This is a genomic window from Accumulibacter sp. (genome assembly GCF_029255145.1).
Lineage (GTDB): Bacteria > Pseudomonadota > Gammaproteobacteria > Burkholderiales > Rhodocyclaceae > Accumulibacter.
This window is the reverse complement of record NZ_JAPUVQ010000150.1, coordinates 22,524-35,390: the sequence shown is the minus strand read 5'-3', so window position 1 is coordinate 35,390 and position 12,867 is coordinate 22,524. Positions and strand designations below refer to the sequence as shown.

Annotated in this window: 16 protein-coding genes; 4 read left to right on the top strand and 12 right to left on the bottom strand. The window is 64.0% G+C overall.

What is annotated here, in order from left to right; all coding sequences use genetic code 11:
- Positions 1 to 16 precede the first annotated feature (16 nt).
- Complete coding sequence (locus Q1L50_RS19730; RefSeq protein ID WP_300342057.1) at positions 17 to 1,192, top strand: trypsin-like peptidase domain-containing protein; 1,176 nt, start codon at positions 17 to 19, stop codon at positions 1,190 to 1,192.
- A gap of 14 nt (positions 1,193 to 1,206) precedes the next feature.
- Positions 1,207 to 2,013, top strand: a complete 807-nt coding sequence (locus Q1L50_RS19725; protein WP_300342055.1) for a class II glutamine amidotransferase — start codon at positions 1,207 to 1,209, stop codon at positions 2,011 to 2,013.
- Positions 2,014 to 2,060: 47 nt separating this feature from the next.
- Here Q1L50_RS19725 and tatC read toward each other — a convergent pair whose 3' ends face one another.
- The 10 genes from tatC to hisB all read right to left on the bottom strand — a co-directional run bounded on the left by tatC (position 2,061) and on the right by hisB (position 7,801).
- Positions 2,061 to 2,927, bottom strand: coding sequence for a twin-arginine translocase subunit TatC (tatC, locus tag Q1L50_RS19720; protein ID WP_300342054.1), 867 nt, complete (start codon positions 2,925 to 2,927; stop codon positions 2,061 to 2,063).
- A gap of 7 nt (positions 2,928 to 2,934) precedes the next feature.
- Positions 2,935 to 3,354 carry a Sec-independent protein translocase protein TatB gene (tatB, locus tag Q1L50_RS19715; protein WP_300342052.1) on the bottom strand — a complete coding sequence of 140 codons (420 nt, stop codon included), beginning with the start codon at positions 3,352 to 3,354 and terminating at the stop codon, positions 2,935 to 2,937.
- A gap of 174 nt (positions 3,355 to 3,528) precedes the next feature.
- A complete protein-coding gene (gene tatA / locus Q1L50_RS19710; protein WP_300342050.1) occupies positions 3,529 to 3,777 on the bottom strand; it encodes a Sec-independent protein translocase subunit TatA in 249 nt (82 codons plus the stop codon).
- 83 nt (positions 3,778 to 3,860) lie between these two features.
- Positions 3,861 to 4,211: a histidine triad nucleotide-binding protein gene (locus Q1L50_RS19705; protein ID WP_300342048.1), complete on the bottom strand. Its 351-nt coding sequence runs from the start codon at positions 4,209 to 4,211 to the stop codon at positions 3,861 to 3,863.
- A gap of 3 nt (positions 4,212 to 4,214) precedes the next feature.
- On the bottom strand, positions 4,215 to 4,535 hold the full coding sequence (locus Q1L50_RS19700) for a phosphoribosyl-ATP diphosphatase (protein ID WP_300342046.1): 321 nt from the start codon (positions 4,533 to 4,535) through the stop codon (positions 4,215 to 4,217).
- Positions 4,532 to 4,936, bottom strand: coding sequence for a phosphoribosyl-AMP cyclohydrolase (gene hisI, locus Q1L50_RS19695; RefSeq protein WP_300342045.1), 405 nt, complete (start codon positions 4,934 to 4,936; stop codon positions 4,532 to 4,534). The genes Q1L50_RS19700 and hisI overlap by 4 nt, the downstream gene beginning before the upstream one ends.
- On the bottom strand, positions 4,933 to 5,694 hold the full coding sequence (gene hisF, locus Q1L50_RS19690; RefSeq protein WP_300342043.1) for an imidazole glycerol phosphate synthase subunit HisF: 762 nt from the start codon (positions 5,692 to 5,694) through the stop codon (positions 4,933 to 4,935). Before hisF ends, hisI begins: the two co-directional genes overlap by 4 nt.
- Before the next feature lie 40 nt (positions 5,695 to 5,734).
- Positions 5,735 to 6,478 (bottom strand): 1-(5-phosphoribosyl)-5-[(5-phosphoribosylamino)methylideneamino]imidazole-4-carboxamide isomerase, encoded by a 744-nt coding sequence (hisA, locus tag Q1L50_RS19685; RefSeq protein ID WP_300342042.1) that lies wholly within the window; start codon positions 6,476 to 6,478, stop codon positions 5,735 to 5,737.
- 76 nt (positions 6,479 to 6,554) lie between these two features.
- The gene (gene hisH, locus Q1L50_RS19680; protein WP_300342040.1) at positions 6,555 to 7,214 is read right to left on the bottom strand and encodes an imidazole glycerol phosphate synthase subunit HisH; all 660 of its coding nucleotides are present in this window, start codon (positions 7,212 to 7,214) and stop codon (positions 6,555 to 6,557) included.
- On the bottom strand, positions 7,214 to 7,801 hold the full coding sequence (gene hisB, locus Q1L50_RS19675; protein WP_300342039.1) for an imidazoleglycerol-phosphate dehydratase HisB: 588 nt from the start codon (positions 7,799 to 7,801) through the stop codon (positions 7,214 to 7,216). Before hisB ends, hisH begins: the two co-directional genes overlap by 1 nt.
- A gap of 186 nt (positions 7,802 to 7,987) precedes the next feature.
- On the opposite strand from hisB, the gene hisC reads away from it, so the two are divergent.
- Positions 7,988 to 9,064 carry a histidinol-phosphate transaminase gene (gene hisC, locus Q1L50_RS19670; RefSeq protein WP_300342037.1) on the top strand — a complete coding sequence of 359 codons (1,077 nt, stop codon included), beginning with the start codon at positions 7,988 to 7,990 and terminating at the stop codon, positions 9,062 to 9,064.
- Positions 9,065 to 9,119: 55 nt separating this feature from the next.
- Here hisC and hisD read toward each other — a convergent pair whose 3' ends face one another.
- Both hisD and hisG read right to left on the bottom strand, forming a co-directional pair.
- The gene (gene hisD / locus Q1L50_RS19665; RefSeq protein ID WP_300342036.1) at positions 9,120 to 10,448 is read right to left on the bottom strand and encodes a histidinol dehydrogenase; all 1,329 of its coding nucleotides are present in this window, start codon (positions 10,446 to 10,448) and stop codon (positions 9,120 to 9,122) included.
- On the bottom strand, positions 10,445 to 11,089 hold the full coding sequence (gene hisG, locus Q1L50_RS19660) for an ATP phosphoribosyltransferase (RefSeq protein ID WP_300342034.1): 645 nt from the start codon (positions 11,087 to 11,089) through the stop codon (positions 10,445 to 10,447). Before hisG ends, hisD begins: the two co-directional genes overlap by 4 nt.
- A gap of 342 nt (positions 11,090 to 11,431) precedes the next feature.
- Between hisG and Q1L50_RS19655 the strand changes: the two genes are divergently transcribed.
- A complete protein-coding gene (locus Q1L50_RS19655) occupies positions 11,432 to 12,859 on the top strand; it encodes a hemolysin family protein (protein ID WP_300342032.1) in 1,428 nt (475 codons plus the stop codon).
- The last annotated feature ends 8 nt before the right edge of the window (positions 12,860 to 12,867 follow it).

Here is a 12,867-nt window from a genome sequence, read left to right as displayed (position 1 = left end):
GGCTCCGATTTCGCCCATGCGCAGGCTCTGGCTGATTTTTGCACAAACGGTGACCATCGGTCTGGCCGTTCTCTTCGTGGTCAGCACGCTTAAGCCCGAGTGGCTGGGCAAGGGGTCATTGACGGGGCCCAGCATCGTTTCCCTGCAGGAGTCGGTCAAGGGGATGCCGCCGGTGCTGGTCGCCCCGTCGTATCGCGAAGCGGCGAAGAAAGCGCTGCCGTCGGTGGTGCACATTTTTACCTCGCAGAAGATCAAGGCGCGCCGCCATCCACTGCTCGACGACCCGGCCTTCCGCCACTTCTTTGGCGACGGCGAGGGTGGCGATGGTCCGAGCACGTCCGGCCTGGGCTCGGGGGTCATTGTCAGCCCGAATGGCTATGTTCTCACGAACTTCCATGTCGTCGAAGCCGCGGACCAGATCGAGATTGCCCTCAGTGATGGTCGCAACCTGAGCGCCCGCCTCGTTGGCAGCGACCCCGAGTCCGACCTCGCGGTCCTGCAAATCAGCGAGGAGCACGGCAAGAAGCTGGTGTTGCCGGCGATAACGCTGGGACAGATGGACGACGTGGGGGTCGGCGACGTGACCCTGGCGATCGGCAATCCCTTCGGCGTCGGGCAGACGGTGACCATGGGAATCATCTCGGCACTGGGCCGCTCGCATCTCGGGATCAACACCTTCGAAAACTTCATCCAGACCGACGCGGCGATCAACCCGGGCAATTCCGGAGGCGCGCTGGTGGACAGCCAGGGTAACCTGATTGGGATCAATACGGCCATCTATTCGCGCTCTGGCGGTTCTTTGGGCATCGGTTTTGCGATTCCGATCTCGATCGCCCGCAACGTCATGGAGCAGATCATCCAGACCGGCGTCGTGACGCGTGGCTGGATCGGCGTCGAGGCGCAGGAAATCACCATCGATCTGGCCGAGTCCTTCGGCCTGCCCGATACCTCGGGCGCCCTGATCGCCGGCGTCTTGCGCGGCAGCCCGGCCGATGCGGGAGGGATCAAGCCGGGCGATATTCTGCTCGCCGTCGGCGGGCGGCCGGTCAAGGATCCGCAGGGGATGCTCGATCTGATCGCCGGCCAGAAGCCGGGAGAAACGGTCAGTTTCCAGTTGCGGCGGCAGAACAAGCTGTTCGACACCACGGTCAAGATCGGCAAGCGGGCGCCACAGCGCCGCGAGCGCGAGTAGTCGGGCGAGCCGGCATGTGTCAGCTGCTCGGCATGAACTGCAACGTGCCCACCGACATCTGCTTTTCCTTTGCCGGTTTCCAGGTCCGCGGCGGGGCTACAGACGTGCATTCGGACGGCTGGGGAATTGCCTTTTTCGAAGGCCGCGGCACACGCGTGTTCCTCGACCCGCAGCCATCGTGCTCGTCGCCGGTCGCCGCGCTGGTGTGCAGCTATCCGATCCATTCGCAAAACGTCATCGCGCATATCCGCAAGGCGACCCAGGGTCTGGTCGCGCTCGAGAACACCCACCCGTTCATGCGCGAACTCTGGGGACGCTACTGGATCTTCGCGCATAACGGCCACTTGCCGGATTTCGCGCCGGAACTCGACGGCAGTTTCACGCCGGTGGGCCAGACCGACAGCGAGCGCGCTTTCTGCTGGCTGCTGCAGAACCTGCGGCAGCGCTTCGGCAGCCGGCCGCCCAGTCAGGCGATGCTGTTCGAGGCGCTGCATCAACTGACCCTCGATCTCGGCGCGCGTGGCGCATGCAACTACCTGCTGTCGAATGGCGATTGCCTGTTCGCGCACTGCTCGACGCAGCTGAGCTACATCGTTCGCCAGGCGCCCTTTGCCGTTGCCCATCTGCGAGATCAGGATCTGAGCATCGATTTCAGCGCTGTGACGACGCCCAACGATCGCGTCGCGGTGATCGCCACGGTGCCACTGACCGACAATGAACAGTGGACGGTGATGCCGCGCGGCAGCCTGTGGCAGTTCGAAGGCGGCGCGCCGGCCCGGCATCGGCTCACCATCGCTGGACCACCGCAGACACCCGCCTGAGCGAGGACTTGTCCGCCGCCGGTCGAGCAGGGCGCCACCACCCGGTGTCAGGCGTCGGGTTTGCGGTCGTCGCCCTGCTGCGGACTGAGATCGGCGATCGCCTGGTTCATTTCCTCGGTGGTCAGCGGTGTCCAATCGTCCCCCTGATTGGCGGCAGCCGATGGCCCTGGCTGGTCGCCCGGTGTGCCAGCAGGCGCTGCGCGTCGGGTGACGAACCTGGCCATCAGCAGCCCCAGCTCGAAAAGCAGGCACATTGGAATGGCCATCAGCAACTGCGAGATCACGTCCGGAGGCGTGAACACTGCCGCCACGACGAACGATCCGACGATCACATACGGGCGCCATTCCCTGAGTTTGGCGAGGTCGACGATGCCGACATAAACCAGAACGACGACCAGCACCGGGACCTCGAAAGTCACCCCGAAAGCCATGAAGGTGGTCATCACGAAAGAGAGATACTTTTCGATGTCGGTCATCCAGGCGACGCCCTCGGGTGCCACTTTGGCCATGAACCCGAAGACCGTCGGAAAGACCAGAAAATAGGCGAAGGCCATGCCGATGAAGAACAGCAGAACGCTCGCCGCGACCAGTGGCAGCGCCAACCGCTTCTCGTGGGCGTAGAGTCCCGGCGCGATGAAGGCCCAGACCTGATAGAGGACGTAGGGCAGCGCGATCAGGAAGGCGACCATCAGCGCCACTTTCATCGGCACCAGGAAGACGCCGACGACGTCGGTAGCGATCATCTGGCCGCCTTGCGGCAGGGTCGCCAGCAGGGGTTGCGCGAGTAGCGAATAGAGTTCCTTGGCCCACGGGAAGAGGCAGAGGAAAACGACGCCGATGGCGATCAGCACCTTGATCAGGCGGTCGCGCAACTCGACCAGGTGCGACAGGAAGGAGTCTTCGGTTTCGCTCATCGGTCGTTCAGGCCAGACCGCTAGGCTTGCCGGCGCCGCCTTGGTCTGCGGGCGGCGGCGTCTCGGCCCCCGGGCCGGGCAGGATCGGCGTCGCCGCGGGCGGTGGCGGCTCGTTGGCCGCTGCGGCCTGGTTCTCGCCGCTGACCTGTTGGGCGGTCTGGGTCATCGCCTGCCGTGCCGCGTGCATTTCGCTGCTCAGGGTCTGTTCGACGCTGCGCGCAGACTCCTGGATCTCGGCCCGCAGTTTCTTCAGTTCGTCGAGCTGGATTTCGCGGTTGATGTCGGACTTGACGTCGCTGACGTAGCGTTGCAGACGGCCGAGCAGGTGCCCGGCGGTGCGTGCCACCTTGGGCAGCCGCTCCGGTCCGATGACCACCAGCGCCACGACGGCAATCAGGATCATCTCGCTGAAGCTGATATCAAACATGGCGCGGTGTGGGCATCGGGTGCGAGCGGTGGAAACGCGGCGAACTGCAGTGGAAACCCCTGTGGGAAGTGCGACCTGACGGGTCTTCGGCGCCGGCCTGGCAATGACCTCCAGGCCGCAGGTTGCCGGATCGCCTGCCGCCGGAAGTCGCGGGAGCAGCAGCTGGCACGGCGACTAGCTCCTGGTCTTTTCCCTGACCTCGCCCTCGATCGTCTGACCCTCCTTGACCTGCGGCGGCGGAGGGGTCGGCTGCGCGGTGCTGTCGGCCGCCTGGTCTTCGGCCGTCGCATCCTTTATGCCGTCCTTGAATCCCTTGACCGCGCCGCCGAGGTCGGAGCCAAGGCCACGCAGTTTCTTGGTGCCGAAAACCAGCAGGACGATGATCAGTACGATCAACCAATGCCAGATGCTGAAAGAACCCATAGCAGGCCTCCGTTAAGGTGAAATTCTCTCGCGTTGCCGGCAGCAAGGTGTTCCGGCGCGGCGTGCAAGGGCTGCCGCGCCGGTCAGATTCGCTTGAGCATCGGCCCGACCGGGTCTGGTCCGCCGACGATGTGTGCATGCAGGTGTTGCACTTCCTGGTGCCCGATGGTCCCGGTATTGATGATCAAGCGGAAGCCGTCGGGGCTGCCCTGCTCGGTCGCCAGGCGGTTGGCGACGGCGAGCATCCGGCCGAGAACGGGCAGGTCGGCCTCGGTGGCGCTGGCCAGCGAGGTGATGTGCCGCTTGGGAATCACCAGCAGATGCACCGGACGAGCCGGCTTGATGTCGTGGAAGGCGAAGATCTCGTCGTCCTCGTATACCTTGCGCGACGGGATCTGAGCCGCCGCGATTTTGCAGAACAGGCAGTTTTCCATGGCTCAGGTCTTCCGCGACTTCTTCTCGTCGATTCCGGAAACACCTTCGCGCCGCCGCATCTCCTGCAGCACATCCTCGATCGACAGGCCATAAAAGGCGAGCAGAACCATCGTGTGGTAGAGCACGTCGGTGGACTCCCAGACGACGTGCAGGCGGTTGCCTTCCTTGCCGGCCATGATCAACTCGGCGGTTTCCTCGCCGATCTTTTTCAGGATCGCGTCCGGCCCTTTGGCCATCAGCTGTGCCGTGTAGGAGGTTTCCGGGTCTGCCTTGCGGCGCGCAAGCAGGGTCTCCGAGATCCGGTGCAGCATGTCCATGTTCATTTACCGTAGATGTCCTTGGGGTCCTTGAGCACCGGGTCGACCGCCACCCACAGGCCGCCCTGCAGTTGATAGAAAAAACAGCTCTGCCGACCGGTGTGGCACGCGATGCCGCCCTCCTGGTCGATCGCCAGCAACAGCACGTCGCCGTCACAGTCGGTGCGGATCGAGCGTACCCGTTGCCGATGGCCCGACTCTTCGCCTTTCCGCCACAGCCGCTGACGCGAACGCGACCAGTATACCGCGCTACCGCTGTCAAGCGTCTCCTGTAGCGACTGCCGGTTCATGAAGGCGAACATTAGCACCCGACCACTGCTGGCGTCCTGGGCAATCGCAGGCAGCATGCCCTGTTGGTCCCACTTGAGGGCTTCAAGCCAGGGTTGGTCAGGGTCCAGATCGCTCACAGGCGGACCTCGATGCCACGCTCGCGCATGTACTCCTTCGCCTGCCGAATGGTGTACTCACCGAAGTGGAAGATGCTTGCAGCCAGCACCGCGTCAGCCCGGCCTTCGGCGACGCCTTCGGCGAGATGCTGCAGCGTGCCGACGCCGCCGCTGGCGATCACCGGGATATCGACCGCAGCCGCCACCGCCCGCGTCAGGGGCAGATCGAAACCGTTGCGGGTGCCGTCGCGATCCATGCTAGTGAGCAGGATTTCGCCGGCACCGAGTTGCTGAACGCGGCGAGCCCAGTCGATGGCGTCGATCCCGGTATTCCTTCTTCCGCCATGGGTGAACACCTGCCAGACTCCCGGCGCCAGCTGCTTGGCGTCAATGGCCACGACAATGCACTGGTTGCCGACTTTGGCCGATGCTTCGGCAATCAGGTCCGGGTTTTCGACCGCGGCGGTGTTCATGCTCACCTTGTCGGCGCCGGCGTTCAACAGGCGACGCACATCGGCGACCGAGCGTACGCCCCCGCCAACGGTCAGCGGAATGAAGACCTGAGCGGCGCAGGCTTCGACGATGTGCAGAATGATTTCGCGCTGATCCGACGACGCCGTGATGTCGAGGAAAGTGACTTCGTCGGCACCCTGCTGGTCGTAGCGGCGGGCGATTTCAACCGGGTCGCCGGCGTCACGCAGGTCGATGAAATTGGTGCCCTTGACGACCCGACCGGCGGTCACGTCGAGGCAGGGGATGATCCGTTTGGCCAGGGCCACGGTCAGCTAGCGCCTTGGTTCGGCGAGCAAGTGGCGAAGATCAGGGGGTGGTCGCACGGTCGGCTTCGGCCTGTGCCACGGAAAAATCCAGCGACCCATCGTATACCGCGCGGCCGGCGATGGCGGCGCTGATTCCTTCCTGTTCGACCGCGCAAAGCCGCCTGATGTCGTCGATGCTCGACAGCCCGCCGCTGGCGATCACCGGAATCAGCAGCGCCTGCGCCAGTTTGACGGTCGCCTCGATGTTGATCCCGGAGAGCATGCCGTCGCGGCCGATGTCGGTATAAATGATCGCTTCGACGCCGTAGTCCTCGTACTTCCTGGCCAGATCGATGACGTCATGCCCGGTCATTTTCGACCAGCCATCGACCGCCACCTTGCCGTCTCGGGCGTCAAGACCGACGATGATGTGGCCGGGGAAAGCACCACAGGCGTCGTGCAGAAAGCCGGGATTCTTCACTGCCGCGGTGCCGATGATCACGTAACTGACGCCGTCGTCGAGGCAGCGTTCGATGGTGTCGAGATCGCGGATGCCGCCGCCGAGTTGCACGGGGATGTCGTCGCCGACGGCCTGAATGATCTCCTTGATGGCCTTCTCGTTCTTTGGCTTGCCGGCGAAGGCTCCGTCGAGATCGACCACGTGCAGGCGACGGGCGCCCTGGGCCAGCCAATCGCGGGCCTGCTCGCCCGGAGAATTCGAAAAGACGGTCGCCTGGTCCATGAGACCTTGTTTGAGCCGGACGCACTGTCCGTTCTTGAGGTCAATCGCGGGAATGATCAGCATTTTGAATGTGCAAGCAAGAGTGAGATGAAAGGAGATGCGACCAGGGAGAAGAGGTTACCGCGAGCAGCGCGCCGGTTCAGGGTTTCCAGGCGACGAAGTTGGCCAGCAGGGCGAGTCCGTCCACGGCGCTCTTTTCCGGGTGGCACTGAATGGCGAAGATATTATCCCGAGCCACGGCACTGGTAAAGGGGATGCCGTAAGCGGTGGTTCCGACGGCGCAGTCGCTGTCCAGCGGGTCGACGAAATAGCTGTGGACGAAATAGAAGCGCGAGCCATCGGCAATGCCGTTCCAGAGGGCGTGTTGGCGGGCGTGCCGCACCTCGTTCCAGCCCATGTGCGGGACCTTGAGTGTGTCGCCCGCGGCGTCGAACATGCGGCTGGGCGGAAACCGCCGGACGGTACCCGCAAGGACGCCCAGACCGGGTACATTGCCTTCTTCACTGTGCTCGAAGAGCATTTGCTGGCCGATGCAGATCCCGAGAAAGGGCTTGTTTCGGGCCGCATCGAGCACCGCCGTTCGCAAGCCGCGCTGGTCGATCTCGCGCATGCAGTCGGGCATCGCCCCTTGCCCGGGAAAGACCACGCGCTCGGCTGCGCTGACCATCGCTGGATCAGAAGAGACGAGCACCTGGCGCCCGTCGGCGACGCGCACCAGCGCTTGCCACACCGACCGCAGGTTGCCCATGCCGTAGTCGATCACGACGATCGCCCCCGGCGGGGCGTTGAGCGATGGCATCAGAGCGTGCCCTTGGTCGACGGAATGGTACCGCTGGCGCGCGGGTCGGCTTCGACCGCGGCACGCAGCGCGCGGCCGAAGGCCTTGAACACCGTTTCCGCCTGGTGGTGCGCGTTGTCGCCACGTAGATTGTCGATGTGCACACTGATCAGCGCGTGGTTGACCAGACCCTGGAAGAATTCGTGCACCAGATCGACGTCGAAGGCGCCGATCATGGCGCGCCTGAAATCAACGTGGAACTCGAGACCCGGCCGGCCGGAGAGGTCGATCACCACCCGCGACAGCGCTTCGTCGAGCGGAACATACGCGTGTCCGTAGCGCCGCAGACCCTTCTTGTCGCCGAGCGCCCTGGCCAGCGTCTGGCCAACGGTGATGCCGATATCCTCGACGGTGTGGTGCGCGTCGATGTGCAGGTCGCCGTCGGCTTCAACTTCGAGGTCGATCAGGCCATGCCGGGCAATCTGCTCTAGCATGTGATCGAGGAACGGGACGCCGGTGGTGAAGCTGCTCTGACCGCTGCCGTCGAGGTTCAGACGAACGGTGATCCTGGTTTCGAGCGTATTCCTGGAGACTTCTGCTTGCCGCATCGGGATCCCGTCGCAGAGTGGCAACAAAGAATGTTGAGTCGGAAATGATCGGGGCCAGCAAGGGGTCGCCGTTGGCGCCTGGCGTGGCTTGCGAGCAGTGGTCGATGATCCGCAATGGCGTCTCGATCGGCAGACGCGCATGATACCATTTCGCGCTTTCCTTGCATCCGACCTGCGCCGCCTTTCATGAGCCGCTACTGGAGTTCCCTTGTTCATCGCCTGACGCCCTATGTTCCGGGCGAACAGCCGCAGCTGCCGAATCTGGTCAAGCTGAATACCAACGAAAACCCCTACCCGCCGTCGCCGCGCGTGGTCGCCGCGATCGCCGACCAACTGGCCAATGGCGGCGAGTTGCTGCGACTCTACCCGGACCCGAACGCGGCGCGCCTCAAGGAAGCGATAGCCGCCCGTTTCGCCGAGTTCGACATCGCGCCGCAGCAGGTTTTCGTCGGCAACGGTTCCGACGAAGTACTGGCGCACGTGTTCATGGCGCTGCTCAGGCATCGCTTGCCGGTCCTCTTCCCGGACATCACCTACAGCTTCTACCCGGTTTATTGCAGGCTGCACGACGTGGCCTACGCCACCGTGCCGCTGGACGAGAATTTCGCGATCCGCATCGACGATTACGCGGCGCCGAATGGCGGCATCATTTTCCCGAATCCGAATGCGCCGACCGGCTGCCTGCTGCCGGTGGCGTCGATCGCGCGCCTGCTGGCCAGCCATCGTCAGTCGGCGGTGGTCGTCGACGAGGCCTACGTGGACTTTGGCGGCGAGTCGGCGATCGGCCTGGTCAATCAGCACCCGAACCTGCTGGTGGTGCACACCCTGTCCAAGGCGCGTTCGCTGGCCGGGCTGCGGGTCGGCTACGCGGTCGGCCACAGGGATCTGATCGAGGCCCTGGAAAGGGTCAAGAACAGCTTCAACTCCTACCCGCTCGACCGCCTGGCGATTGCCGGTGCGGTGGCGGCGATGGCCGATCAGGAGCACTTTGAGACCACCCGGCAAGCGGTCATCCGCAGCCGCGAGGCGCTGCGCGGCGAGCTGCTGGGGCTGGGTTTCGAGGTGCTGCCGTCGCTGGCCAACTTCGTCTTCGCCCGCCACCCGCAACGTGAGGGCGTTCAGCTGGCGGCGGCCCTTCGCCAGCGCGGGATAATCGTCCGCCACTTCAAGCTGCCGCGCATCGACCAGCATCTGCGGATCAGTATTGGCAGTGACGCGCAATGCGGCGTGCTGATCGCCGCCTTACGCCAGATTCTGGCCTGAGCGACGGGCCGGATGCGGTGGCGACAGTCATCTGGCGCTGCCGCTAATCGTGGCCTCAGCTGTCGACGCGATATTCAGCCGATCGGGCGTGGGCCGGCAGGCCTTCGCCGTAGGCCAGCGTCGCCGCGATGCGGCCCAGCGTTTTCGAATCGGCACGAGAAACACGGATCAGGCTGGTCCGCTTCTGGAAGTCGTAGACTCCCAGTGGCGACGAGAAGCGTGCGCTGCCGGAAGTCGGTAGGACGTGATTCGGCCCGGCGCAGTAATCACCCAGCGACTCGGAGGTGTAGCGGCCGATGAAGATCGCGCCGGCGTGCCGAATCTTATCCACCCAGCGGTCAGGGTCGTCGAGCGACAGTTCGAGGTGTTCGGGAGCGATGCGGTTGGCGATATCGCAAGCCTCGTCGAGATCGCGTACCTCGATCAGTGCGCCGCGGTTCTCCAGCGCGGCGCGAATCACCTGCTGGCGCGGCATGCTCGGCAAGAGTGCTTCGAGCGACGCGGCAACGCGGTCGATATAGGCGGCATCGGGACAGATCAGGATCGCCTGCGCGAGTTCGTCGTGCTCGGCTTGCGAAAAGAGATCCATCGCCACCCAGTCGGGGTCGGTATGACCATCGCAAATAATCAGGATCTCCGAGGGCCCGGCGACCATATCGATGCCGACGACGCCGAAGACCCGGCGCTTTGCGGCGGCGACGTAGGCGTTGCCGGGGCCAACGATCTTGTCCACCTGCGGAACGGTCTGCGTGCCATACGCCAGCGCCGCAACCGCCTGCGCGCCGCCGATGGTGAACACCCGGTCGACGCCGACCAGCGCGGCAGCGGCGAGAACCAGCGGGTTATGCTCGCCAGCCGGCGTCGGTACGACCATGATCAGCTCGCCGACGCCGGCGACCCGGGCCGGAATCGCGTTCATCAGGACCGATGACGGGTACGATGCCTTGCCGCCAGGTACGTACAGGCCGACGCGGTCGAGCGGCGTCACCTTCTGGCCGAGCATCGTGCCGCGGCTCTCACCGGCGCCGTCCCGTTCGCCATCCTCGTCGTATTGCCAGCTCTGCAGGGTCTGCCGCTGGTGGTAGTTGCGGACGCGGCTGGCGGCGGCTTCGAGCGCCTGCCGCTGGTCGGCAGGAAGCCCGGCAAGCGCGCGCAGCAGGACCCTCGACGGAATCTCCAGGTCGGCCATCGAGTTGACGCCGAGTCCGTCGAAACGCCGGGTGTACTCGACGACCGCCACGTCGCCGCGGGCCTTGACGTCGGCCAGGATGGCGGCGACCGTTTGTACGAGGGCCTCGTCCTGGGCGGCCTCGAAGGCCAGCAGGGTGTTCAGGCGCGCCGTGAAGTCGGCGTCGCTGCTGGCCAGGCGCTTGATCCCGATCATCGTTCGACGACGCCGGCAATCGCCGCGAGGATCGGCTCCAGCGTCTTGCGCTTCAGCTTGAGCGCCGCCTGGTTGACGATCAACCGCGACGAGATGTCCATGATGTGCTCGACGGCGACCAGATTGTTGGCTTTCAGCGTGCTGCCGGTCGATACCAGGTCGACAATGGCGTCAGCGAGGCCGGCCAGCGGCGCCAGTTCCATCGAGCCATAGAGCTTGATCAGGTCGACATGGACGCCCTTGGCAGCAAAGTGCTCACGGGCGATATTGACGTACTTGCTCGCCACCTTCAGCCGTGCGCCCTGACGCACGGCATTGGCATAATCGAAACCGGACGGGATGGCGACCATCATCCGGCACTTGGCGATCTTCAGGTCGATCGGCTGGTAGAGGCCGTCGCTGCCGTGTTCGAGCAGAACGTCCTTGCCGGCGACACCAAGGTCGGCAGCGCCGTATTGCACGTAGGTCGGCGCGTCGGTGGCGCGGACGATGACCAGGCGCACATCGTCACGGCTGGTCGGGATGATCAGCCGGCGCGACGTTTCCGGGTTTTCGAACGGTTCGATGCCAGCGGCCGCCAGCAGCGGCAGCGTTTCCTCGAAAATCCGGCCCTTGGAGAGGGCAATGGTGATGCCATTCACGGCTGCTTTCCTGCTCGACGATGAAGATGCATTCTACCGCAATGCAGTCGCCGGGGCCGTCTGGCGGGTCTCTGGCTGGCGCGTCGCGCGCCGGAATAAAGGTGTGGCGCCAGGGTTGCCCCAGGACTCGGGGATGATTCCGGAGGAGGCGCCGAAAAGGCGGCGTTCGCGCATAAATGGCGTACTATTCGCGCGCAGCGGCGACAATACGGAAAAACAAGGCCAAAAAGCGGGAAATGTGCAGTGTTGGCGCTTGCCCGGGGGGCGGGCCGGTCGTTGCGCTCGGTGGTCGCATGCGGCCGCTGGAGTTTCTCAATTGCCGCTAACACGGGAGGGTTTTGCATGGAACAGATGACTATCTATCTTAATCTCGTACTAATTCTGGTTTTCATTGCCGGCAATGCCTTCTTTGTCGGCTCCGAGATCGCCATTTCGTCGGCGCGTCGCAGCCGCATCAAGCAGTTGTCCGAGATGGGTGACAAGCGCGCGGCACGGGTCGAGATGCTGCACAACGAACCGGAGCGCTTTTACTCGGTGACCCAGGTCGGCATCACTCTGGTCTCGCTCGGCCTGGGCGCCGTCGGCATGGAGACGATCAGCACGCTGACCGATTCGACCTTTATCGCCGTCTTCGCGCTGTTCGGCGACAGTCCGGCGCTGATCAAGGCAGCGCATACCATGTCCTATGTCTTTGCCTTTATCGTCATTTCCTTCCTGCACGTGGTCGCTGGCGAGCTGGCGCCCAAGGTCCTGGCTTTCCACAAGGCCGAGCAGTTGAGCATGGCCGTTGGCGGGACGATCAACGTGCTGTACCTGACTTTCAAACCGCTGATCCACGTCATGAAAATGTCCTCGAACGCTCTGCTCAGGCTCTTCGGGCAGCAGAACCTGGAAGGCCATGGGGAGAGTCACTTCACGATGTCGGTCGAGGAAATTCGCATGATTCTCTCTGCCAGCGAGAAGGACGGCACGCTGGCGCCCGAGGAAACGCAGATGATTCGTGGCGTGTTCAAGCTCGACGAACACACGGTACGCGAGGCGATGATCCCGCGGACGCGGATCCGGGCGTTGACCCAGGACGACACCCTCGCCGACGCTCTGCGGGTCTTCCGCGACGTGCCGCACGCGCGCTTTCCGATTTGTGACAAGAGTCTCGACCGGATCACCGGCGTGGTGGCGATCAAGGAACTGCTGACGGTCATGGCCGAAAGCAGCGGCCAGACCCTTGAAGAAGTCAGCCGGCGACCGGTCAGCGAGTTCGCGCAGGCGCCCTTCATCGTTCCGAACAGCAAGTCGCTCAGCGATCTGCTCAAGGAATTCAAGCACAGTCGCCAGCAGATGGCGATCGTCATCGACGAATACGGTGGGACCGAAGGGATCATCACCCTCGAAGACATCCTCGAGGAAATCGTTGGCGAGTACGAGGACGAGTTCACTCGCCAGGGGCGGCGAGTGAAAAAGCTGCTCGGTAGCCAGTACGAGATCGATGCGTCGATGCGGGTCACCGACCTCGAGTCGCTGCTCGACTTTCCGTTTCCCCTGGACGACGACTACGTCACTCTCGCGGGACTGTTCTACAAGAAGCTGGGCAACGTGCCAAAACTTGGCGATTCAGTCGAGCTAGAGGGTGGCCGACTGACCGTACTCGAGATGGACAACCACCGGATCACGCTGTTGAAGTTTGAAGACACTGCCCTGGGTGCCGACGGTGTCGTTCGCCTGGTAGAGGACTCTTCTGCCGCAGATGCGGCCGCTTCCCCAGCACCCTGACCGGGACG